General features: G+C 41.6%; 25 protein-coding genes and 3 pseudogenes. 5 read left to right on the top strand and 23 right to left on the bottom strand.

Annotated elements, in window-relative coordinates; genetic code table 11:
* Positions 1–228 precede the first annotated feature (228 nt).
* Complete coding sequence (locus tag ACXAH1_RS05915; protein WP_475194745.1) at positions 229–753, top strand: hypothetical protein; 525 nt, start codon at positions 229–231, stop codon at positions 751–753.
* Positions 754–772: 19 nt separating this feature from the next.
* Positions 773–1951 (top strand): hypothetical protein, encoded by a 1179-nt coding sequence (locus ACXAH1_RS05920; protein ID WP_475194747.1) that lies wholly within the window; start codon positions 773–775, stop codon positions 1949–1951.
* Positions 1952–2121: 170 nt separating this feature from the next.
* Here ACXAH1_RS05920 and ACXAH1_RS05925 read toward each other — a convergent pair whose 3' ends face one another.
* From ACXAH1_RS05925 to ACXAH1_RS06010, 18 genes and pseudogenes are all read right to left on the bottom strand, one after another.
* Positions 2122–2529: a VOC family protein gene (locus ACXAH1_RS05925; protein ID WP_475194750.1), complete on the bottom strand. Its 408-nt coding sequence runs from the start codon at positions 2527–2529 to the stop codon at positions 2122–2124.
* A 71-nt stretch (positions 2530–2600) separates the two neighbouring features.
* Positions 2601–3020 carry a helix-turn-helix domain-containing protein gene (locus ACXAH1_RS05930; protein WP_475194752.1) on the bottom strand — a complete coding sequence of 140 codons (420 nt, stop codon included), beginning with the start codon at positions 3018–3020 and terminating at the stop codon, positions 2601–2603.
* Positions 3021–3765: 745 nt separating this feature from the next.
* Positions 3766–4149: a hypothetical protein gene (locus tag ACXAH1_RS05935; protein WP_475194755.1), complete on the bottom strand. Its 384-nt coding sequence runs from the start codon at positions 4147–4149 to the stop codon at positions 3766–3768.
* Between the two features lie 61 nt (positions 4150–4210).
* Positions 4211–4615 (bottom strand): MAPEG family protein, encoded by a 405-nt coding sequence (locus ACXAH1_RS05940; protein ID WP_475194758.1) that lies wholly within the window; start codon positions 4613–4615, stop codon positions 4211–4213.
* 142 nt (positions 4616–4757) lie between these two features.
* A complete protein-coding gene (locus ACXAH1_RS05945) occupies positions 4758–5108 on the bottom strand; it encodes a hypothetical protein (protein WP_475194760.1) in 351 nt (116 codons plus the stop codon).
* A gap of 284 nt (positions 5109–5392) precedes the next feature.
* Positions 5393–5851, bottom strand: a complete 459-nt coding sequence (locus tag ACXAH1_RS05950; RefSeq protein WP_475194762.1) for a hypothetical protein — start codon at positions 5849–5851, stop codon at positions 5393–5395.
* A gap of 92 nt (positions 5852–5943) precedes the next feature.
* The gene (locus ACXAH1_RS05955) at positions 5944–6324 is read right to left on the bottom strand and encodes a hypothetical protein (RefSeq protein ID WP_128064665.1); all 381 of its coding nucleotides are present in this window, start codon (positions 6322–6324) and stop codon (positions 5944–5946) included.
* A gap of 569 nt (positions 6325–6893) precedes the next feature.
* On the bottom strand, positions 6894–7262 hold the full coding sequence (locus ACXAH1_RS05960; protein ID WP_475194764.1) for a hypothetical protein: 369 nt from the start codon (positions 7260–7262) through the stop codon (positions 6894–6896).
* Between the two features lie 96 nt (positions 7263–7358).
* Positions 7359–7892 carry a hypothetical protein gene (locus ACXAH1_RS05965; protein WP_475194767.1) on the bottom strand — a complete coding sequence of 178 codons (534 nt, stop codon included), beginning with the start codon at positions 7890–7892 and terminating at the stop codon, positions 7359–7361.
* Positions 7893–8236: 344 nt separating this feature from the next.
* The gene (locus ACXAH1_RS05970) at positions 8237–8962 is read right to left on the bottom strand and encodes a hypothetical protein (protein ID WP_475194769.1); all 726 of its coding nucleotides are present in this window, start codon (positions 8960–8962) and stop codon (positions 8237–8239) included.
* A gap of 120 nt (positions 8963–9082) precedes the next feature.
* The gene (locus tag ACXAH1_RS05975; protein ID WP_475194771.1) at positions 9083–9673 is read right to left on the bottom strand and encodes a hypothetical protein; all 591 of its coding nucleotides are present in this window, start codon (positions 9671–9673) and stop codon (positions 9083–9085) included.
* 600 nt (positions 9674–10273) lie between these two features.
* Positions 10274–10591: a hypothetical protein gene (locus tag ACXAH1_RS05980; protein WP_253111266.1), complete on the bottom strand. Its 318-nt coding sequence runs from the start codon at positions 10589–10591 to the stop codon at positions 10274–10276.
* A 495-nt stretch (positions 10592–11086) separates the two neighbouring features.
* Positions 11087–11572 (bottom strand): annotated as a pseudogene (locus tag ACXAH1_RS05985) (DUF2947 family protein).
* 45 nt (positions 11573–11617) lie between these two features.
* Complete coding sequence (locus ACXAH1_RS05990) at positions 11618–12148, bottom strand: hypothetical protein (RefSeq protein WP_475194774.1); 531 nt, start codon at positions 12146–12148, stop codon at positions 11618–11620.
* 112 nt (positions 12149–12260) lie between these two features.
* Complete coding sequence (locus ACXAH1_RS05995; RefSeq protein WP_475194776.1) at positions 12261–12581, bottom strand: hypothetical protein; 321 nt, start codon at positions 12579–12581, stop codon at positions 12261–12263.
* A gap of 613 nt (positions 12582–13194) precedes the next feature.
* On the bottom strand, positions 13195–13815 hold the full coding sequence (locus ACXAH1_RS06000) for a hypothetical protein (protein WP_475194778.1): 621 nt from the start codon (positions 13813–13815) through the stop codon (positions 13195–13197).
* Between the two features lie 93 nt (positions 13816–13908).
* The gene (locus ACXAH1_RS06005) at positions 13909–14679 is read right to left on the bottom strand and encodes a L,D-transpeptidase family protein (RefSeq protein ID WP_475194781.1); all 771 of its coding nucleotides are present in this window, start codon (positions 14677–14679) and stop codon (positions 13909–13911) included.
* A 443-nt stretch (positions 14680–15122) separates the two neighbouring features.
* The gene (locus ACXAH1_RS06010) at positions 15123–15470 is read right to left on the bottom strand and encodes a hypothetical protein (RefSeq protein ID WP_475194784.1); all 348 of its coding nucleotides are present in this window, start codon (positions 15468–15470) and stop codon (positions 15123–15125) included.
* A gap of 124 nt (positions 15471–15594) precedes the next feature.
* Here ACXAH1_RS06010 and ACXAH1_RS06015 point away from each other — a divergent pair.
* Positions 15595–16154 (top strand): annotated as a pseudogene (locus tag ACXAH1_RS06015) (hypothetical protein).
* Positions 16155–16260: 106 nt separating this feature from the next.
* On the opposite strand, the gene ACXAH1_RS06020 reads toward ACXAH1_RS06015, so the two are convergent.
* Together ACXAH1_RS06020 and ACXAH1_RS06025 are read right to left on the bottom strand one after the other, a co-directional pair.
* Positions 16261–16668, bottom strand: coding sequence for a hypothetical protein (locus ACXAH1_RS06020; RefSeq protein WP_475194786.1), 408 nt, complete (start codon positions 16666–16668; stop codon positions 16261–16263).
* Between the two features lie 254 nt (positions 16669–16922).
* Positions 16923–17315, bottom strand: coding sequence for a hypothetical protein (locus ACXAH1_RS06025; protein WP_475194788.1), 393 nt, complete (start codon positions 17313–17315; stop codon positions 16923–16925).
* Positions 17316–17930: 615 nt separating this feature from the next.
* Between ACXAH1_RS06025 and ACXAH1_RS06030 the strand changes: the two are divergent.
* Positions 17931–18130 (top strand): annotated as a pseudogene (locus ACXAH1_RS06030) (IS4 family transposase); the annotation flags it as partial.
* 261 nt (positions 18131–18391) lie between these two features.
* On the opposite strand, the gene ACXAH1_RS06035 reads toward ACXAH1_RS06030, so the two are convergent.
* The 3 genes from ACXAH1_RS06035 to ACXAH1_RS06045 all read right to left on the bottom strand — a co-directional run bounded on the left by ACXAH1_RS06035 (position 18392) and on the right by ACXAH1_RS06045 (position 21807).
* On the bottom strand, positions 18392–18775 hold the full coding sequence (locus tag ACXAH1_RS06035; RefSeq protein ID WP_475194791.1) for a hypothetical protein: 384 nt from the start codon (positions 18773–18775) through the stop codon (positions 18392–18394).
* A 514-nt stretch (positions 18776–19289) separates the two neighbouring features.
* Positions 19290–19766 (bottom strand): hypothetical protein, encoded by a 477-nt coding sequence (locus tag ACXAH1_RS06040; RefSeq protein WP_475194792.1) that lies wholly within the window; start codon positions 19764–19766, stop codon positions 19290–19292.
* A 1042-nt stretch (positions 19767–20808) separates the two neighbouring features.
* Positions 20809–21807 carry a sphingomyelin phosphodiesterase gene (locus tag ACXAH1_RS06045; RefSeq protein WP_475194794.1) on the bottom strand — a complete coding sequence of 333 codons (999 nt, stop codon included), beginning with the start codon at positions 21805–21807 and terminating at the stop codon, positions 20809–20811.
* 535 nt (positions 21808–22342) lie between these two features.
* Here ACXAH1_RS06045 and ACXAH1_RS06050 point away from each other — a divergent pair.
* Positions 22343–23239 (top strand): hypothetical protein, encoded by an 897-nt coding sequence (locus ACXAH1_RS06050; RefSeq protein ID WP_475194799.1) that lies wholly within the window; start codon positions 22343–22345, stop codon positions 23237–23239.
* The last annotated feature ends 535 nt before the right edge of the window (positions 23240–23774 follow it).

The following is a 23774-nucleotide window of genomic DNA, read 5'->3' on the forward strand; positions in this document are numbered from 1 at the left end:
TCCACTGGTAACGGATAGCTCCTGGGTCAGGATGACCTGAAGTATCTAGCATTTGTAGGAGACACCTTGCCAGAGCGCAAGGCGCAGATAGCTAAGGATTTGTTGGCCTGGTTATGGATAAAAAAGATATAACACAACCTTTTTTTCAGGATGACCCATTAACGATTAATCCGGGCCTGCCTCTGCCCGTGTTCCCTGTCCCAAACCTTATACACGGGGAGAAAGCACATGAGTGATCTCCGCCAGCTAGCAAAAGAAGAAATCATTAAGCAACTTATCGATAAACTTATCTTTGGGCTGATCGCTGCATTGATCGTTTTTGGCGTACAAAAATGCTCTGACACCAGCCGCAAAGAACAGATAGAAAAAGAAGCCATACTCAGGCTCGACAGTGAGTTTGTGCTGGGCGAAGCTAAGGTATTACAAACTACTTTTTCGGCCTACATTTCATTGCTTGCCGAGTCAATATCATTAGCGCTTCCGCCAACAGAAGAGACGCAACAACAGCTATTTCTGTTGAGGGTAAAAATAGAATCCAGCATAGAAGTTCTGTCAGTGCACAGGCATCAGATCACCGATGAATCCGCGGCCTTTGTTTCAGCTGTGGGATCATTAAACCAAAAGTTTAGAGCGTTTGATGGCAGCAAGACCAATGAGTACCAGGCTGACCTGAATAGTTTGAAAAGACAGTACGCGGCCCTTCTTGGAGTCATTAAAACCTCAGCCATCAATAAATTACCGAGTAACACATAGTTAATCAGAGGGAACTCACATGCATTTAACCATATTTGCTCCAGTTTCAGTGGCGATTGCGTCGCTAATTCCTATACACAGCTTTGCAAATGGCTCAGAAGAAGCCCATGTGACTCTGTTCGAAACTTTTGGCTTAGCAACCCAAAAAGAAGGCGCCAAGTATAGGGTCGTTACTTTTATACCCAGAACTTTTTTACTGTTTGACATAGATAAAGAAGAGCCCGATTTAAAAGTTGGAAAGCAATATTTGGCCGCAACAACTCAGGATGGTGTAAGAGTATTTCTCCTTGAACAAGCAGTGTCAAAAGGGCCTTTCAAAACCGTATATGGCGAACAGGACATTATTTTCAACAAAGCCCATTCTGTGTGCTTTACCATTTTGTGTGATCCACAAGATGATGATCAGTCACTAAAAATTAATGCTGGTGAAGTATTTAGAGCAGAGCCGCTCACTATTGCAGGCACTGAGATATTTAAGCTAGTAGGAAACCGGGGAAACAGAAACTCAATAGATGAAATTACGGGCTACATAACCAAAGACCAGCTGGAAAAGCTCAATCATAAGTCTGTTGTTACCTATGCAACACTTCGCCATCCCAGGTATGGGCATACCAGCACCGAGGCGAAGTCAATAAACACGTCTTGCGGGCAAACAATAAAGCGAGATGACAGGAAAAAAGTGGATAACATCTCTCAAGTGGATAAAACCCTTATTGCTGCGTTTGGTGTCGCAACGATAGGGGGTGGTGGCAATCTGCAATTCAAACGTGGCTATGGCGGACCGGGCAAAGAAGTAATTTACAAGTTATACGATGTCGTAGACAGGCGGATGGAGCCAAATACTCAAACGACTTACGCCGCACAAATAGTCTATCGCTGTGATGAGTCGGATATATTTGAAAAAAGGACCTTTATTGAATCTGTGGCACTCATTAACACCTCAACAAATTCAGCTTATACATTCAAGTCAGAAGGAACCCCGGAAAACATGCTCGACTATACAGGTGCCCCCTATTTGTATAGCGTGAATAATTCCAGGCATTACTTTCAGATAATGGATAAACTGTCTGAACAATTCGAAAGCAGAGCATTAGCTGGATACTTTTTAGCGGGCTTTAATCGAAGCTGCAAAGGAAAATATCGCAAACGAGAAAAGATTTGTCAGCACTCGGCATATGAAGGACAGACTGAGAATTAGCTTAATGACTCAGGTTAAGAGATCTGAATAACAAGGAGAACCTCGCAAATAATACCAATTCGCATAATCAATTAGCCAATCTTGAGGCGAGTAACTCTCCCCAATTGGTTAAGTACTAATTGGATTGGTATAAACAGGCCTCCTGCAAGTTTGATACGCTGACTTTTGCGTTATCGTTGCACCAAGCTAAACCAGTTCCCGGAGTTGTCCAGCGCCATCGCCTCGATACCGTAAAGCTGCTCTGTTGGTGGCTGGATAAACTCCACGCCTTTGGCCACCAGTTCTTCGTAGGTTTTTTGGCAGTTTTCGGTTTCAAACACACCCGCCCCAAATGCGCCCTCTGCAATTAAACCGCGTATTTTTTCGGCAGCGTCTTTGCTGAACATTGGGCCTTCTTTGGGCTCAGCCAATACCAGCTGAAGCTGTGGCTTAGATTTCGGGTAAACAGTGAGCCATCGAAAGTCCCCTTCCACTTTCATATCGTCACCCACCTCAAATCCGAGTTTATTTTTATAAAAATCAAGCGCTTCTTCCTGATTTAGTACATATACTGTGGCATGCGCTATAGATGTGATCATTTTCCTATTTCCTGTAGTTGATTTATCTTTATTGTATAGAAACAATCAAAAAGATATTTCTCCAATATTGCTCACTTTGTCAGTTTACCCAAAAAGTGATAGGCATAACATGCCGGTATAGCTTGCGCGGGGAAGCGATAAGCCTCTGAAGACAAAGCCCAAAGTTTACGGCGATAGGAAGTCGGAGCCATACCCACTTGCTTTGCAAACAACGAAGAGAAGCTACCAAGACTTGCGTATCCTACCTGTTCGCAAACCTCGGAAACACTCAGGTTTTCGGTAATGAGCATTTTCTTAGCTTGTTCGATTCTAAGCCGGACCAGAAACTCGTTGGGGGTTTCTCCATACATTTCCTTGAACACACGCAAAAAGTGATAAGGAGACATGTATGAACTCCTGGCGATATCGGATAGACAGAGCTGCCCCTGAAAATGATCTGCAATATAGTCCCTGCCAGCATTCAATTTTTTAATTTTGTTGTGTGTTGCCATAAAATATACCTGTCAGTCCATGTAGATATGAAGCATTTACAATAGCTCATAGAGACCTTTCAAACTAACTTCCAGAGAAATTAACGCAGGTAAGAGCTAACAACAAAGGGGTGCACTTTGGAGAGCAGCCTTGTAGTGCCCTTGCTAAAATATTACTCTGTTCTCACTAACTCATTGCTTTTGAGTATTAGCTTACTTTTAGTATATGTGTCAAAAGCACTCGCTGAACCCGATTCAGATAAAGACAGTAAAAAGTAGTCGAGCTTGCCATCATTGTCTATATCTTCATACCCAGAAAACACGCCTGCATTTTTAACTTCAAGCTGATTGATGACCAGTAATACGTGACGATTTTCAGATGGTGGACTATTGCCCCCCCATAAAAGCTTTATAGAAAAACTCGTCGTTGCTTACTTTGGTTATCTTAGAGACATCATTAACAAAGCTCTCGTACGCAATAAAGCTTTTATTTCCAGTTTTGAGGTGAACAGCATAAACATCGTAGACAGGAAAAGGAAACAACGTACCATCCACATTGTTTTCAGTACATAGATAAAAGTACTCGTTTGAGTATATCTTCTTACAATCGGCAGCTTCGACAATAAAGTTCAAAAACAAAGAGATTAGCGCTGTGGTTAAATATTTCATCTGTAAACAATGCTCCAACATGGGCATATTAATGCCTAACACTACCTAGCTTAGGGGGAATGCTAGCAATCAATATTTCATGCTAAATATAATCTTTTTACAATCCATGCCTGGAACTATCAATCATAATAACTAAAGGCCATATCAACAGAGATAGTAACGAAACATAAGTTAGTGGCCAACTTTGTGCTGTCACCCAGCGTACAATGGCAAATACTATTATCACAGAATTAATTACAAGAAACACAATTAAAACAGGCAATGCAGTGAAAAACCAAACCACTGCGTTTCCAGCACTGGCCCCACCCACATCGACAAGTTCAGGGTGAATCCAGGTTTTAGAAGCAATCCAGATAAAAGCGCAAGCTCCCAGCAAATTACAAATCAAAAACCGCTTTTCTGTTTTAGAAACCCTCATTGGAGCCCTCAGTTTTTTATTAAAACGAACACATAGCGCAAGCAAAAAAATACTTGGTGACATGACCAGACTGCCCTATCGTTTCATCTCTGATTTTTGTGTAAAAACACCTATAAAACCTAATTTATATAATGCCCCTGTCAATGCAAAGCACGCCCCACATCGCCAATACCGCAACAAAGTTAATAGTAAACACAATGCCCCGCATCCTAACATTAGATGTAAAGACTTGAACGCAGCTATGGACAAAGCGGCCAAGGACGAAGCCCCATGCCAGGTATACCTGAATTGGATTAATGGCTTCACCTGTAAAAATTAGGGCTAAACAAACAACATAGAAAAATATTGGCCATTCAAACTGGTTACTGAGATTGGCACTGATCCTGGGCTGGATATCTACGAAAGGGTTTGAGCCATCTTGCCTGGAACCCAGACCCCAAACAGCAGGCGCTCTGGCAACCGTTAAGAGTACATAAAGTACTGCACACAACAAAATGTGCATAAGCATTGGTGTTAAAAGCGCATCCATTTTTAGTTCCCTCGGTCAGCTCACATTCAATATGAGCATTCTTTGTATATCTACAAGCAAATTTGAAAAGCATCGGAAAAGCGTAACCTATGGAAATTTAGCAATTTCCGCCATAGCCTCTTGTCATTTTTACGGGCTTAGCTTAATTCATCACCTCACTCAGTGTAAAACTTTCGCAAAGATTACCGCTTAACTGGATAGTCAAATATAGCCCCGGCCTTTTCCACTTAAGAAGAGGTACAAATACTCTTATCTCGCTTTTATCAATGCCAGAATACTTAGCCCTGATAACACCTTTATTGTTTGCGTTCAAAAACTCATTTAGTAGTGTTTCATCGCCTGATGCGTATCTGCATTTATTTTTTCCGGGAGAGTTGTCTTGAACACTCTCCATAATGTACTGAAGATAAAAGAAATCGACGTCTAACGCTGACCCTCTGGAGTGGGTATTTAGAAAAACAAAAAATAATACTGAAATAATTAACTTAGTCACCGGCTCTCCCAAATAACCCCACTCACCAGAGCAATTCCCAGAGTTTATAATTAAAGTCAATATGATAGCCACACATGGTGTTGCCTGCTCCAATTTATTTTGCCGACAGGAACGCAGATTAACAACATAGAGTGTAATACACCTAGCCTGCACAATGTGCTCAGAAAATACAGCTCTCCAATTCATTAATATAGGCAACCGAAATTTTCCTCAATAGCAACTAAATACAAGCAGATTAAACATTTATAGTGATCGGTTGACGACTTAGTCCATTGCAGCGCACGCTACTTGATAATTTCTGCACGCCCAACTGTTAAACAAACCTCGGTTTCCCACATCACGGATAATTCTACGGAAAAGTTTTCTCGCTCTATAACTTCAAACACTCCTTCATATAGAGGTTTGCTTGATATCCAGTCTATTGCTTTTCCCCAAGCGCTATTCAGAACTATTTCCTCGCGAATAACGTTTTGTGGGAAGCACGACAGCAGCGTCCCGTCACTAAGAGTTTCTTCTCTACAGTTTTTATCTGAATCATCAGAAGAGTAGATTAAAGTAACAGTTGGCCAGCCACTAGAATTTTTAACGAGCCGCGGAACTGAGAGTTTATACGTATTTTCACCCTGCTGCTTTTCAATTTTAATTAACGCATCATATTCCTCTCCTTGCTCTGGAAACATGCAAGCGCAGGCAAGCTGAGGAAGAAGCATGAATATCAAAAGCGCACTAGAAAATTTAATCATACAGAGATAACACCTTGATAGGATTAATAAAGTAGTAGATATGCCAGACGAGAACCAGGTACAGGCCTGTTTTTTCTCATTACTCAATGGCATTACTTGGTGTTTTTTAACCAAAGTTCATCAGACTTAAATGCGTACATAAAAACGGGGTAAAGCATGAAAAGTAGCAAGGCGAATGAGCCTGTTGAAAATACAAGCTGCACAACACTAAAATGCTGAATAGTAAAAGCAACACCGAAAATAAGAGTGAAGCCACCAGGCACTACTGCAGTGAATACAAATATGGCAATCGCTATGGCTTTACTCCCAATTGCCACATTGAAAGCATACCCATACAAGGGGATTAGTAAAATACCTGACACAATGAGGGATACGAAATTACTAAGATCAACATTCTCTTTAAATGGCAGGCCAATTAGCTCACTCACAGTAACAAATGCTGCAAAGCCGAAAAGAAGTTGCCATTTTTTCATAAACATACTCTCAATTTTAAATACTGAAGCCTCGGGAATTCCAAGAAACTAGCTATAGACGCCATATTCTATTGTTATAGTTGTATATTTGAAAAGGATTCGGGTCCCGACGACCATCTTAAACATACCAAGTCGTTTTCCTTAAATATTAGTTGATAGAAGCCACCCTCTCTTTTGTAAGCCCAAACTTCGATCTCTTGCAAAGAGTTTACAGAACATGTCGCCGGGACAATCCCTCTAATTTGAAAGTTTGGCGCGGTAAACTCTCCACGTTCAGTGGGGTTACCCAATTGTTCTAAAATCAGACTCATTGAGCCGCTAGTCTCTCCGACCAGTTTGAATGTGCTTGCATGCAAGCTAACTGAGACTAAAAGATTCATTAAAACCAGAAAATTCATGCCTGACCTCTCAATACATTAATACTGGCAACCGAAACTTTGCTCGATACCTATCAGTTTGGCTTACCAAGCCGGGGCTAAATATGAAGAGTCCTACCGTTACTCAACAGCCCTATGTCATTCCAGCAACACCGACCAGGCAAGTACTAAATTGGTATGTGAGGTGCGCTATTATTGATGTGTATATTTGCCATTATTATCAACGAAAACCACGCCTCTGACTGTATACCTTTCACTCTTTAACCAAGCCAGTGTTGTGAACTCAATCAGGTCGCCTTGATTAGTAGAGCTTATCCATTTTGATGGAAACGTAACGACTTTCTCGTAATGCGCTTTAGGTGTAATGCCCAGCTTACCAGTATTCTTACTTTCAATTTCACGCACTTGGGTGGTAGTTCCATTAATCGCAACAAAGCAAACAGTGTCTTTATCTTTGATACAATGAGCTTGAGCACCGTTATCGGCACGCCACAGCACGTTTTCAGCCACTCCTGGGGATGTCAAAGTCCCAAGTAACAGTGTAATTAACGGATTATTCATAGCTCCAAACGCATTACTACTGGGTGTATAGGTGTCTGGCTAAAATTAACTACCCTAGAATGAAAGCCAAGCGTTTTGCATCCTTTTGAGCCCTTGTCAGCCGTCCTGTCCAAGTTCGACCTCGGCTTCATCAATGAGTGTAAAATACCCTTCCTTATCATCGAGTTGAAGCGAAATTGAAATATGAACAGTTTGCCTTTCTTGTGGTTCTTCGTTGAAGCCAGCACCGATAGAGAAAGAAATTTTTTGTTGTACTTCTTGTGACAATAAATTTTGCGTTTTCAGGAAATTGTTGACTGCGAGCTCTGACAGCCTGAATGTGTATTCAGTTTTTGCAGGTTCAGATGAAAAGAAGCCTTCTTGCGCATCTATCCTATCCTGTTTTTCGAGAATGAGTGGAAACGTAAAATGACTAACCCCTTTTTCATTCTCTAAACTGAGACTTAGATTCATTTTTTCCATGTTTAAGGTAAAAGGTTTGGATACCTTAACTTTCGAGCGTATTTGCGAAGGGTTTAACGCAGTAAAACTCTGTTCGTCAAAGTTGCGATATTTAAGCATGGTCGAGATCGGAATGCTCGAGCAGCCAAATAGACATAGTGCTACAAAAACTAAAAAAAGCTTTTTCATAACCTCTCCTTGATTTGCGATTAACGCTCTGCTTTGAGGAATCCCTCAGAAATTTGTATTTATAGTCTATATGTTAGATACATACAGCCTTATTTAATCTAGTTTATGTAGCCAAAACTAGCCAGATAACACCCCATGCGTGTGCTATCCTCCTACACGATATGCTCGTGATTCCCCCCAGCTGCAGTGCCGGCGGGAATATGTTTCACATCTAATTCAAGCGCTGCTGCCTGTTGTGAAGAAGAACACTGCGCCCAAACGGTTGAGTGCGCAAGTAGTAAAAGAGCAAAAGCAAATAACTTATTCATAGCGCATAATGCGTGCATCAATGTTGACCGCACGTGTTAGACGCCTTTACTCGCATATTGTTGCACTATACCTGCCCAGGTTTTCTCAATTTCTGGCAGCAGTTTTTGAAAAGCCGCTTTTTCTGTTGTGACTCGCATATCATCTACAGCATCAGATGTGCCCCAAATGCTTGCGTTTTTACTCTCTCGTGCTGTTGCTTCAGACAAACCGAATAAATACTCTGTACGTACATCAAAAAATGCAGCTGATACCGTGGTTGTAACCGAAACTTCTTTGTTCTTAAGAAAGCCAAGTGAAATGACGTTTAACGGAGCAAATTTTTGCTCGCCTGCATGAAAGGAAGTATCAAAGGTATATATAAGCAGAATGTCCGTTTTTAAGCGCGCTGAAGCTTCGCGGAGTGATTTGATTGAATCCAGGTTTGTTGGCAGTAAAATTCTGTTTAACGGGGCAATGCCTTGAATTTGAGGAAGCTCGGAAAGCTTTCTGAAATCATCTTCGGACTCCACTTCACGTGTTGTAACCACGCTATATCGACCATGACCAAAGCTATTTAATTTGTATGATTGATATCCGGGCGCCTGGACTCGTGCCACTGATAGTCTCGCAGGAAAAGAAGCCGCCGGTTCTTTTGACATTAACTCATTGATGTCTGCGTCTGCCAAATTGCTAAGCTGCACACCACCACCCGGAGTGGTATAGGACGCACAACCACCTAAGACCAATAACAGGAATAATATTGTAATTCTATTTTTTTTCATGTGGACTCCAAAATATCCATTTTTGTGGTATCGAACGTCGGCGTAAATGTTCAGTAACAGCTGGCTTTAATGCCAAACGAAGTGGAACTAACCAACTGTTACGAACCCGACTAAATTTTGTTAATTGCCGCTTACACTGTAGCGCCAGTCTTCATTGATATTTTGCTCACCAATATCCAAATAGTGCTTTAAGTCAACCCCAAGAAAAAGGTACTCCACCGAGTGCGGCTTAAAAAATAGCTTGCCTTTATGAGAAATGCCACTTTCCTTTAGCTGACTGTAACCCTTATATTTTTTCACTCTCATATTAGTGATATTAAATATTGATTCGTTCCAGGATACTTTAAAACCTTCCCACTCCTCAATTTTAGAGCCACCCATTACAACTTTTTTATTTGTACTACCCTCTCCAAAATATTGGACAGTCATTTCAGGCGTTTTTGATTTTTTATTTACAGCTAAGCCGAGCAATATTCCGGCCGTTTTTTCCTTATTCCAAAGTCGGTACATAGCCCCGGACTCAGCGCTACTATCCATATCAAATTTACTCACAACAAGGTGAAAAGAGAAAAAGCACTCATTTATACAATTAATGCTGAATGGAAGAATTTCTGCCTGCCCTAGCTTCAAGCTATGTACAGATGGAATTAACATGGACTTAGAGTAGGCGTTTAGGGATAAAACAAACGCCAAAAACAGTATATATCGCATATCTCTCCCTAGGCATTTACCACCGCAACCTCAAGCCGCCGGGTACTTGTTTTTCAAGTTAACATGATGAACAAACGGACTTGTTTAGTCAAACTGATACAGCAAAAAATAAACCAGATAACAACACCATATGTGATACCCCACTCTACATGAAATATGCCCAGAAAAACAGCCCACAAACGGACAGTGCCTGAGACATAGTAAAAGTCAATGCCCAAACCGGCTCGACATTCAGTTATTACTCGCGCGGTGTTTTACAGTTGAGTTGCAACGATTATTTACTGGTGGCTCGCCATGTATGCTCAGCACTTAAATTGGCGAAGAAAGTTCCAAGTATATACAATCAGGGCTCGTGCGTTGCTGTCTACTGTCAGATTTGGTAAAGAGGTTAGGTGACGAAAAAATTATGTTATGACGGGAGTACAATTATACTGGGCTATGCGCGAATACGTGTGCTTGATATATCGGCTCTGGAGGCCTCAATTATGAGGGGATCCCCCCAGAGCTTTGTTGAGCGGCTTAAAATAGTTTGACTACAATATTGAAGAAGGTGAAATAGCCAACTTTTTTATGTCCGATTAAGCAATTTTTTATATTTACTTATTGATTATAGATCCTGATCATATGAGCTTCTGTCATATAATTAGCGGCTGAACAATCATAATTATCAACGGAATAACCTATCACAACTTTTTTTCCGGTTGCTTGCGCCGTGAGTAATGCACTATACCTTTCTTTCGTACCGTCATCTTTATTAAGAAACCCTAGAGTTCTCCAACTGGCTCCTTCTTGTTGATACATTACTTTCTGTCCTTCAATTTGAATATTAAGAACTTTGGCTGCGGGACAATCTGTTCTAGCAGCTAATGCAGGTAGAGAAACTAAGGCCATGATTGATAAATGTAGTATTTTTTTCATTGGTAAATCCGTTATTGAGGAATGCTTTGTGAGCATAACTATTTAGTATTCATGCGTACGCAGTACGCATAAGCGCTTGTTGAACTGGGCCATTCCCTGCGCGCCGTATCCGGCTGGTGTGGTTTATGCTGTGGGAATTTGCTTTTGATGAGTAACTTCTGTTTTGAACCGTTTGTGACTTAAACCGTTACAACGTGACTCATTCCATCCCGAACAACGTGATTTATGCGTATTATTAGACCCACTATTTTCCTATTTGGCAAGATGTTGTGGTTTCGACATAGCATGACTTACTCCCCCCTTGCATATTGTATTGGCAGAGTCGCCTCACCGATATATTCTTTTGCCAGGCAACACTTACACAGCCAGATTAATTGTGGCTATCACGAAACAAAACTGAGTGGTGCTAAGGTAGATCCCGGCTCGCAAGCGCCCGGGATGACGGACTGATTATGCGGCTCGCCTGCATAAAGAATAACCGCACGGTGTATACGACTACAATGTTTTAGGCTCACCACGTTTCCCTAACCAAGCAGCGCCGTTACTCAATACTAAGGATTCTTCTCTTTGAGCAAGAACCAAAATACAGCCTTCGTCTTCATATAGAAAATTTCCCCAATTTCTTCTGAAAACTCCCCAACTAGTTCTGATACCTATTTCTTTCATCCAAAACACAAAGAGAGGGCTGTGTTCTGGAATGCCAACACTTTCCAAGTGATTGCTAAACTACAAGAAATTATCGTTATTCCAACTTTCTTGCCAATGATACCAACACGTTTTCGCGGCAACGATCTTGGCTGGCCACTCATCACAATTCATTTGCATGAAATGGCGACTGACTGCACTAACATATTCGTTCCACTTCTCAATGCACTCTCTTTTACTAAGGATATCAACCTGTGCGAGATCCTTTGACGGCATTTTAGGGTCATTATAAAACACTCCGGAAATCTCTTTGGTCATTACATACCTCTTAAACATAATGCTTTGGTAAGCAGCCGGGCGGAACCAAGCTTGACCAACTTGTTACGTTGCACTGACTCGAGCCTGATGATTAAAAAACAGCACCAAATTCCGTGCCGTTGTTACCTTCCCGTAATAAGGATTACTTTCGTAGCCCTCAAGACTTCGGTTAGTTCTTTGCGCAATTTCTTCGGCTAAATCTAGTTCGAGATCATATTCGTCAAGCATCAACGTATCGAACAGACTATCGGAGGCCTTTATAGGAACATTTTCCTTAGTTGGAAGTGCAGCTTGAAGCTGTTCATAAACTGCTCGAATAATCCAGGTATCTACAACCTTTGGATCAAACTCCCTAGCAAATTCACAGATAGATAAACCAATACGCTCGTTACCTAAATTTTGATAATATCCTTCAACTTTAGGCTGATTTATTGCGCCCCAGGCCGTTACCAATAAACCGGCCCCTGCAATCACTAGCAAGTACAAAGGCTGATAAATAAGGATTGCCACCGCTATTACGAAAAAAGTAATTATCAGTAATTTACTTACCTTTTTAGGCTCATACTGGGGCATGAATCGTGATGCTTTCTGCATACTTTACCTCGCAATGTAACGCCTTAATAGGCTGCCCAATTAGCGCCACTACACTCGATGGCGCCCTTGTGCCAACCCAGCGGCACATACTGGGTCAGACTTAACTGGCTTGTTAACTGTTTACTATTGCTGAAAACAGAGCTTCTTTGTTTGGTTTTGATATTTCGCAAAATGTAATGCCAAAAGGCAAAACCCAGAAGTAGACTGGTTTGATACGAAGTTTATATATTGCATGTTCTTGCTCTATGAACTCAAGTTTGAGCTTGTAAAACCCTGAGTCATAAATGATGTTGCCGTTTTCTATCCGAAGCTTATTTACAGGCGCATCAAGGAAGAAGTTGATTTGCATGCCGAAGATGGGGCTGATTTTGTAGTGAGTCAGTCCGTTCTTCTCGTACAGCTTTGAGTTAGCAGTGCCTAGCGGTATATCCAAATGACAGTTAACGCCCAAATTTAAGTAATCCCCAGGTAATCATCTTTAGAATCAATGTGATGGATACGTACTGCATTGTTTTATCTAATTTATTTCTCCAAAAACCAAATAGATAACAACACCATGAGTGATATCACTATCCTACACGATATGCTCAGAAAAAACTGCCTCCAAATTCATGCCCGGCGCCTTGACTCATTAATGCTAACAACTGAGACTTTGCTCAATAGCAACCAACTCACACTTACTGAGCTGGGTCGAAATATGAAGAACCCTATCGCAGTGAAGCACAATTTCAGGCGTTTGGTTTAGCAGCTTGGCAGCATCGCCATGTATAACGACCGACTTGCTATTTACCACTTCCATACAGTGATATGTGGTGCTAATCCCAAACCGACCTTGCAGGCCGACTGGGCCGATGTGCGCGAGTAAGCAACACTGGGTGTCCACACAACCATACGTCCACACAACCATATTAGTTGGTGTCGCTTTGTCGACTGTCAGGCTTGGCAAAAAGGTTAGGTTCAAGCGATTATGTTATGAAGGAAGGCAACTGCGCTAGATTAAATGTATACACCAATGTAATTTTATAACCACATGTTGTCAGAAAACGCTAAACTAAAGGCGTCTTTTTAAGCAACTTGTTGTTAGCCATTTTCTCGACCCAAGTGCCATCCTGATCTTTTGTAAATATACGCTCACCTTTACCTGCCTTAATGACAAAATTATTATTTCCTTGCCACTGTGCGCAATTTACTAAATCCAAGACTACGATCTGAGTTTCAATTTTTTGCTTAACAATAAAAGCCGCCTCTGCATCGCCATGAGCTTCCAAGATATTGAGACTCAGTGTTTTTTCTTTGTAGTTGTTCCAATATGTGTAAATAACTTCTAGCCCATCAGGGGATAATTTTTTCAATGGGTTTACTTTTTCCCATGAACCATCGGGTTGATTTACGAAAAGTACTGGCCCTATATCGCTACTTCTTAATAGTAATTCTGAATTATTTAACCACTCGATAGACCAATGTTGGAAATCACTAGCCCCAGTATTAACCGTATATAAATTTTCACCACCTGCATCCAGTATTGAAAGAACTAATATTCCTGAGTCACTCCGAACGGAGGCCTCACGATTTTCATCTGGCGAAGTAATACGTGTTTCTCCAGAACAACCAATCAATTTAGTCGATGCTAATAAGACAAAAATTAACGTTAAAATTCTAAATTTCATCACTAAATTTCAACGCTAAGTTAGGGGGCATAAATGGCGAAGCCGCCACGTGTTTGCGTCCCAGTAAATGCAGGGATCGACTTAAGCACTTTGCTATATGCCATACTGAAACTTCCCAAAATAGTTTGAAAGATCAATGTACAGTTCCTTTACCCATTCTGGCTTACCTGACGCTAACTTTAGAATATCATCTTTTCTGGGATCTGAAGGTGCAATTGCAACAGAGACAGAGTTTTTACCTACTAAAGTAGTTAAGATAAACAACTCTTCTATAACTTCATCCCCCATAGCCAAGCAGCCTATAGAAACCGCTTTCCCATGAATGAATATATTCGTACCTGGTTCAGTCCTTCCCTCCATTTGAGCATTTTTTAAGTCAAATTGATTGGGATAGTTTAATTTCATTGATAAATGGAAAGCGCTATTTGGGTTCATATACTCCAAGCTGTAGATACCTTCTGGAACTTGTTTGTCGCCTTCTTTCAGTTTGGGGCCAAGAACTCCACTTGCAGCCAGAATTGGATATGATCGAATATAGACTTGTTTATTTTCGTACGTTACCCACAATTCCAGTTGTTTAGTGTCTTTAATTGCTAGCAAAGTGACTTGTGAAGGTGGGTATTGAACACCTGCTTTTTGGAAAAAAGGCATAAGTCTGTTATTCGTTTCACTTTCGTATTTACTTACTACATCTGAAACAGTCTGTTTCCCAACTACTTTTTGATACATAGGAACCCAAATCGGCCGCATGAACAGATATATACAAACAATTCCAATAAGCAATACTACTACGGTAAAGTATTTAAAAATTCTCAATATTAAAATCCCTTTGGCACCTAACGCCTTAATCTGAGGAATCCCCAAGCAATCACCTTTAGAATCAATGTGATGGACACGTACAGCATTGTTTAATCTAATTTGTTACGCCAAAAACCAAATAGATAACAACACCATGAGTGATATCACTATCCTACACGATATGCTCAGAAAAAACTGCCTCCAAATTCATGCTCGGTGCCTTGACTCATTAATGCTAACAACTGAGACTTTGCTCGATAGCAATCAACTTTCACTTGCAGAGCTGAGTCGAGATATGAAGTGACCTGTCGCAGCCAAGCACAATTTCAGACGTTTGGATTGGCAGCTTGCTAACACGGTGACGTTTAATGTGTTAGCGATGTTCATCCTACCTCCTTACAGATTACTAACGGCATGATAAGAGGTGCGAAAATACTTGGCTAGGATTAGTGGAGAATGAGCGTAAACCAAGCTTTTTTCCCCACCATGGAACGCTTGATATAAGCACTTTACGCTACACTCTCACGATAATTTGACCACAAGTTTACCAAGTGGACATAGATTTCCGTTTTTGAAGTAGGCTCACCATTACCTTGAATGGAACTAGCTTCAGCATCAAAAACTGTATCTACTACTGCATCAATTTCATCAAATGATAATTCTAAAGCAATAAAGTCTGTTAGATAGTTACCTTGATGCAAAGGTGGTTTCTCAACTTTTTTATTCAAAATTGCTTCTGCAATTAAAGCAGCCTCAGACATACTTGCTTTGCGCAAAACATCTAGGGTTTCTTTCAAGTCTTGTAAGCGAAAAACGTTTGGTTGTTCGCAAATACTTTTATATTGTTCAGAGTTCATTAGTGCTTACAACACCCGCCTTTGAGAAATCCCTAGATAATCATATTTAAAATCAATGTCATGGACACGCACTGCATTGTTTGATCTAATTTTTTTCGCCAAAAACTAAATGGGTAAAAACACCATGCGTGATACCACAATCCTACACGATATACTCAGAAAAAACTGTTCTCAAATTCATGCTAGGTGCCTTGAATCATTAATGCTAACAACCGAAACTTTGCTCGATTGCAATCTACACCCACTTACAGAGCTGAGTCGAGATATGAAGTGACCTGTCGCTGCCAAGCACAACATTAAACGTATGGACCGACTGCTTGGCAACATTGGCCTGTAAATCAGGCACTTTATCCATAAGCCAATCCCCGTGGACGTTATATTGGAGAGGTAAAGCTTAGCCGAAAAAACCCAATTAGCTGCCATCTTCATTTATATATAGCCAAACAAAAAGGCCGTACTGACAGGCGCTCATCAAAAACAGGCAGGCATCAAACTGCCCAACACTCAAATTGGCAACGAAAGTTCCAGGCAAATACAATCAGAGAGCGTGCTGTGCTGTCGACTGTTAGGCTTGGCAAAGAGGTTAGGCGACGAAGCGATTATGTTATGACGGGGAATCAACTGCGCTGGGCTATACGTGAATACGTGCGCTTGATACGTCAACTCGGGAAGCCTCAATTATGAGGGGCTCCTCCAGCCCCCGCCTAACCGGCTAAATAAAGGTTGGTTAAACTTTGAGAGGCACGCGCACAAACCAACCTTTAAGTGTCCGATTACCTTAAGGCGTTTGTTAGGTTGCTAGCCTTGTATGCCACTGTTGAGCTTCAATAACGTTTGCTGCATATGTGGCGTCACTTGTCCTGATGTTGCTTCGGCAGGCGAAGTGAAATAGTACGAACTTCTTCTTATTGGTAGCCACTTTGCTAGTGTCTATATCAACTTCTAGAATGGCGCTATTAACCTTGGATATATCGATACCCTCTTTAGCACTTTGCTGCTGAAGCCAGGCTTGAATTTCTTCGCCAATATGAAGATTCAGATTGCCATTTATTGAGTGATGTGACTGACCAGTTAGAAGATTAACTGTAATGGTTCCACCTGGTAAGTCAGACATTACTTCTAGATCATCACCCATGCGCCAGCCGACGAACATTCGACATACTAAATCTGCATAATGATTGAGACGCTTTATTCGCATGGGTTCTGAAACCTAACGTCGCCAGCTGGGCCCGAAAAACCAGAGCGAAGCGGCGGTTTTTTGGTCCCTCTGGCTGACTTTGTTATACCAACTTGCTTAATTAAGTGTTCTATTTTGAGGCGAGAAAATATGTACGATAACAAGGCAAAAATTTTGCTATTTAGTTGTTCTAAATGAGAAATTTTTAACACAGTTAGTGTCATATTTGCTCCGTCAAATTGAACAGGTATTAAGTGAAATTGGTATTAGGTGCTTTACTTGCCACTTAGCATGCCCTCCAATTTGGTGTTGTACTTTACTGCATAGCCCTTAAAGGCCTGAATAAGACTTCCATGCTCCTTGCTTTCCAACGCATCTGAAGTACCGGTGATGTAGCGGAACCCATAAGTGCACAGCAGCTCTTTATTATTGAGGCCAGGATAGTCGATGCCAAAGCTGCCGATCGCTATGAAGCGATAATCTTCGTGAGATACTCTTTCCTTAAGATCCTGCTCGGGAGTTTCTAAGTTTATGGGTAAAAGGTGCGTCTTTAACACCGCAATCTGTTTTGTTCCAGGTATTGTGTCAGGGTTTTTCCAGCACGGAATAGTCTCAGCCACCGCTGTAGAGCTTAGTGACAAAAATAAAATTACGATCAATACTCTCATTCTAGTTTTCACCTAACGCTTGCCGTAAACGGCACAAAATAGCAGGCTAAAATTAGCGACGAAGGAGCACAAGCCTGCTGTTTTTTTGTCCATGGTTGAAGCACTTTTTATACATATTTTCACAATCCTTTTTGCCAGCGTTGTGGATATAAGCTCTTAAATGCAATGTCTTTAAGCTCTGACTTCGTTATATAGCCTTTATTGTATTTAATTCCATAGTAAAGTAATGCTGTAAGTGCACAAATTACGTAAAGGCAAACGAGCAATGTGATTAAAAAACCCACAAGAAGTGCAACTATAACCGTTTGCCCATATTGCCTCATCGGTACGTCACTTTCTATGCCAAAATACGAACTAATAACAAAAATAAGATAGAATGCAAGACTGCCACCAAGTAAACAACCAACACCACCTACCTTTGCAGACTCAGCATAAAAGTGTGGTTTAAGGTTTAACTGACTTTTAATTCCACGAATAAAAATACAAATACTCCCAATATGTATAACGCCTCAGTCTGAAGCCCCCAGATAATCATAATTAAAATCAATGTGATGGACACGCACAGCATTGTTTGATCTAATTTATTTCGCCAAAAACCAAATAGATAACAACACCATGTGTGATACCACTATCCTACACGATATGCTCAGAAAAAACTGCCCCAAATTCATGCGCGGTGCCTTGACTCATTAATGCTGGCAACCGAAACTTTGCTCGATAGCTATCAACTTTCTCTTACTGAGCTGGGTCGAAATATAACAGGCTCTGTCGCTGTAAAATACAACATTAAACGTATGGGCCGACTGCTTGGCAACGAAAGTTCAAAGTATATACAACCAGAAATCGTGCTGTGTTGTTTACTGTCAGACTTGGTAAGTAGGTTAGGTGACGAAACGATTATGCTATGACAGGAGAACAGTTATACTGGGCTATACGCGAATACATACGCTTGATTCATCAGCTCGGAGAGCTCAATTATGAGGGGATCCCCCAGCGCCTCACATAACGGGCTAATAAAGCTTGGCTATAATTGGTGAGGCACGAACCAAGCCAAGCTTTATTAGTCCATGCGTTTGTTAGCTTTTTTGGAAGCCATAACCAAATTTAACGAAGCCTTTTAAAATTAACAAAGCTAAGACCACATATAGTAAACCAGTTATAAAACCTATAGGTATAGCAACAATAAGCATTACAGGTAAGAATTCAAATGCAGCACCAACACCACTATTAAAACCATAAGGGACCAAAATACCTGGAAACAAAACCAATAAAAACACTAGCGGTGTTGCCACAATATACTTTGTAATATTCTCTGTGGGCTTAAACCAAACATAAATCGCATAAACAGCCCCAAATGGGACGTAATACCAAATCCAAATATCTTGAAGGTAATTTAACCCGAGCGGATAAAATATGATTGGTAGTAAGAAAACAATACTCAAATACAGTGCTTTATTCATAAAACAGCTAACGACACCCAGCAGCAGCCGACGTAAGGAGATCCAGTGAGCGAAGCGAACGTTGCTGCCGGGGATTGTTACATGGCGTCACAAACAAGTTCCTCCAATTTATCATTTTTGATGGTAGCAATGATATCACTGATACCGCCTTTAGAGGCTGACCAAAAATAGGTAGTGCCACGCACTTCCTTCGGTTGCCCTAGTTGAAAGTATACCTCTGAGATTGAAGCCCCAGATTCAAGGTTTTCACACCACTGGATTGGGTTAGCCCACGTACCGCATTCAGATGACTCATAGCATGCACGAGTTATGCAGCTCGCCTGAGCTGAAGCCCATTTTCCGTTTCTGACACTGCATCCGGTTTCAGTGTGGAAGTGCAAAAAGTAACATCCACATGCACCAAATATAATTGCTATGAGTGCTATCTTAGTCATTATTTCTTCAAAGCCATGTAACATCCGCACCAAGCGGAACAAATAGTTGGCTAAACTGTGAGCGAAGCGAAACCAGCCAACTATTTTGTTTCCGCTTGAGTGCCATTGTTATGTGTATCCGTTGGCTCTTGTACAAATTCCAAAATAGCAGTTGCCGCCAAACTCGCGACTATGCCTAAAAGAAAACCAAAAATTAAACCGCGCCATTGTGCTTTGCTAGACGCTTTGTCTAATACGCGCGCAAAGGATTCCTCTGGCACTTTCAATAAATTTTCTGTTGTCTCTTTATCTTCTTTTAATTTTTCTAATTGCTCATTTAACTTTTGAACATCAATTTTTGATTTTTCTGCTTCCGTTTGAAGAGATTCAACAGCAACAACAGCATCCATAAGGTCTGTTCTTACTTTTTCTAATTGAGATATCCTTTCATCAACCGATTTACTATTTAGTAGGTCATCAGCACTGATTTCATAAGAAAAAAATGGAAGTGAAATCCTAATCCTTGAATTTATCCTTAGCGCTTGTTTTATTTTTCCATCGTTTCCCTTTACACACAACAGTGTATCCGCGTGGATACCGGTTAAATCCAGCTCATAAAACCGTACAAATCACTTTATTCCTAATAAGAACAATAACCTACCACCATTGTACTAGTTGCTCAAGCCAAAATGGCTTTGTTGATACCGAGCCTTGTTTATAGCGAGACTTGAGGCCCCGTTATGCAAAACCACTAACCTTCTGAATCTATTAAACTTAAACCTGTGTTTCACTTAAACGAGCCTCTCAAACACGGAGAAAGCGAGAAATTTGATCTGGGAACTGACCACATTTACTTATACCTGTATAAATAATCAGCAACTGAGATTGAGGTACTCTTTACCATTTAGGAATAGTGACCTGGTTGAGTTTATTCCGGCTCGCAAGCGTCCTAGGTGACGGCAGAGTTGATAGTCTGCAAATTGGCGGATACAACTGTGCAGCTTTTGTGTAGATCCCGGCTCGCAAGCGTCCGGGATGACGGTTGGGTTTGGTAGTCTTGCATTTTGCCGGATACAACTGTGCAGTCTTTGTGTAGATCCAGGCTCGCAAGCGTCCGGGATGACGGTTGGGGCTGTTAGTTTTGCTTTTGGCGAATATAACTGTGCAATCTTTGTGCAGCTCCCGGCTCGCAAGCGTCCGGGATGACGGTTGGGTTTGGTAGTCTTGCATTTTGCAGGATACAACAGTGCAGCCTTTATGCAGTTTCCGACTCGTAAGCACCCGGGATGACGATTGGGGCTGTTAGTTATGCTTTTGGCGAATATAACTGTGCAGTCTTTGTACAGTTCCCGGCTCGCAAGTGTCCGGGATGACGGACTTGATTATACGGCTCGTCTATATAAGAAAAAAACGCGAGGTTTATAACTCATACGTGACTGAGATGACGGTTGAGGCTGTCAGTTTTGCGTTTTATGGATACAACTGGCTTGTATTTGAGGAGAGCCCGGGATGAAGGAGTTATTTGTTTGGTTCGCTTACAACGAGGCACTAAAGCGTAGTCTGCTTTGCTTGGCCTGCCTTACTCAGCAAAACGTTGAGTAAGGCAGTTTCTAACATGCATTAAAACTCAAAGTTAACTTGTACCGGGTAGTGATCAGATAGCTCGTTAAAGTAGCCGTTATGGTAGTAGCGACCGCTGCTTAGGTTCCAGTTGCCGCGCAGGTAGCTCCAGTACCAGTTTTGTTGTGCTTTTGGATAACGTACCGTCATGCTTGGCGCATTGCTGGGTTGTTTGTGGTCACTATGCCAGAAAACGTAATCCAGCGTATCGTTGTAATCCAGGCTGTAGTCAAAGTAATATGCATTAGCCTTGGTGAACCAGTTGTGTTTTGCCGGGAATGACCCTACCTCTGGCGTCTGAAAGTTTAATTGCGCATGCGCTGTTGCAAGCATATCCGCGACTTCCTGCTGTTTGCTCCACTCCACGTTCATATCACCACCGATGATAACAGGCTCGCTGGCAGGGATGTTTTCTGCCTCAATAAATGACTGAATTTCGTTTAGCTGGCCCATACGCACGCGGTGCTCCTGAGCGGTGTCGCCGTCGTGAGTTGCCTGCAAGTGCGTGCCTATCAGGTGATAACGTTGATTGTCTTTTTCTATCTCTACGTAGGCAAACCCTTTGTTTGCCAGATAATCCCAGCTGCCGTTCAGGCTGTTTTTAAACACGTGTGCTTTTTGCTTGAGGATTGGATACTTAGACAAGATCACCACACCGCCTCGGATCACAAACGGGCTGTTTGAACAGTTCCCCGTTAAACCATCCCAGCCACTGCCGCTACAATCCAGCCCGACGTTAGGTGTCTGGTAGGGGTAAATCGCAGACAATGCAGCCAGCGCCTGCTCTGCATCATTGTTAAAGGCCTCGCTTATCAGGATCACATCCGGGCGGTCACTCAACGATGCCAGCACACTGGGCAAACGTTCTGCCCGGTTTTGCTGGTCCCAGTCTTGTACATTGAGTTGCATAATATTGTAGGCCATAACTTTGAGTGAATCGGCCATACTGTGTGTACTCAACAACATCAATGCACAAAGCATCAGGTGCTTAACTTTCATCTTATTCTCCGGTAGTTCGTTGTTATTTTTGTCTTTATTAAGGCATTACCCAGACAGGCCCACAGCATAAGTAACCCGGATGAGTAAAAAATTTCGCTGCACACCTTAGTGACTAAAAGTGACGCTTCCATTGCACTAACCCGCTATTCTGATGAAGGTTTTTTGAGATATACATTGCTGATTTAAGACTTACCAATGACACCTGAACTCGTTCACACGCTTCAATTGGCACTGTGAATATTCGGCACTTCGTCAAAAGGTATTTTTTGAAATGGAGTATTTAAAAGCAAGTGAGGTCAACAGCAAGCCTGACAACCCAATAAATGAAAGTGAAAAAGAGAGTGAGTACACACTTATGCGTTAAGAATAATCTCTGCCTGCAAACGCTTCAAAAAAACAATCACACTTAACAGCCCGCTCTTGTATCAATCAACAACCAAAGTTCAACCAGACTTTACATAAACACTTGCGTTGATCCACACGACGAAAACAATTAGTATAATCACTCTCATTTGCATTTAAGGAAAATATAACCATGAAAATACTCTCTGTACTGCTGCTGTTGCTGTTCTCCCTGCCGGCCCTGGCTAAAAAGCCAATCCGGGTTGTCGATATCGGTGTAATGGGCCTCGCTTCTCATGATCTGTTTCAATGGAATGCACAAGCGCGTGAAAATGAAGAAAACGGTCGCTTTGACCTGAGTACTATTTTTGACTATGCCGATGGCACTCGCATTCATCAGGGTGGTAACCCTAAAAACTCATCGAATGCTGCGGTGTATTCAATCACCCAGAATCTGGTGAGCTTCTATGCAGGTAAAAAAGCCGCATTGTTGATGTCCAGAACGGTTACTGAAGAACAGGCACACATCATCGCCCGCCAGCAAACGGTTGCATTCTTTATGGGTATGGTCAAAGAATCTTATGAGCGCTTTACCAATGCCAGATTCCCTGACTATGCGCTGGCACAAGCCGTTACCGACGACGAACAAGCTGTGATGCGTGCACTACACGATGTCTTACCCGGCAAAATTTACGTGAACCGAAACCTGACGCGCGAAGTGTTTGAAGTCACTGACTTCAGACTAGCCATGACTCAGCTGTCGCCAACAGAAATGATGAAAACAGTGAAGTTTTACGATGGTAAATATGATGAAGAATACCTGCATGTCGTCGTTCCTGGCTTCCCGGATCCAACCATCATCAACCTGCAAGCCATTGATCAGAGCTTTATTGCAGAGCAAACGAATTACAACCTCGACGACATGCTCGCCGAGCTACAATTCTATGGCCAGTTCCCCTTCTTCGGCAACCTGGTCCACTTCACCAGCTTTGGCTACCACCTGGAAAACCTGTTTGCCAAAGGCATTTGCAACAAATACGTTGATGGTAGCCCAAATACCTGGAATACCGTTGCGGTAGAGTGTTATTAACCGACACGCCTGTCATGGTTAGCAACTAGCTAACCAATTAACCTATGATAAGGCGCACTTCTGATGCATGAGAATTGCGCCTTAATGACTCCCCTGAAAATAAGTCTATCTGTCAATGCATACCCTGCTGTCATTTTTTCTAGCTAAACTCGCCCCGTGAATTAGCGTTAATTTAAAGCAAAATCAGTAATTCATTGATCCGAACATTGTGGGTAAGCGTCCTAATCTGGAGTAGCCAATCAGATATGAGTCAGCTAATAGCGATGTTTTGGAGAGTGCTGATTTATATGAAAAATGCAAATGACAGAGAGCCAGAAAAGTTTTGTGCGCGTTTAAAAAATATCGCTTTGGAATAAGATTGAGAGATTTTAAGACTGAGAAACAACAAACCTGGAGTTTGTAGTCTAAGTTTGCATAAATCGACCTGATTACTTCAATAGCTTAGCTTTATGATTGAAGTCTAACTTGGCATAAAAGTGAAGTGAAAGGATACAAAAAATGACGCATTTTAGTGTTCTTTTCAAAGTCCGTTTAG

The organism is Pseudoalteromonas sp. AWH4_217 (assembly GCF_056161105.1).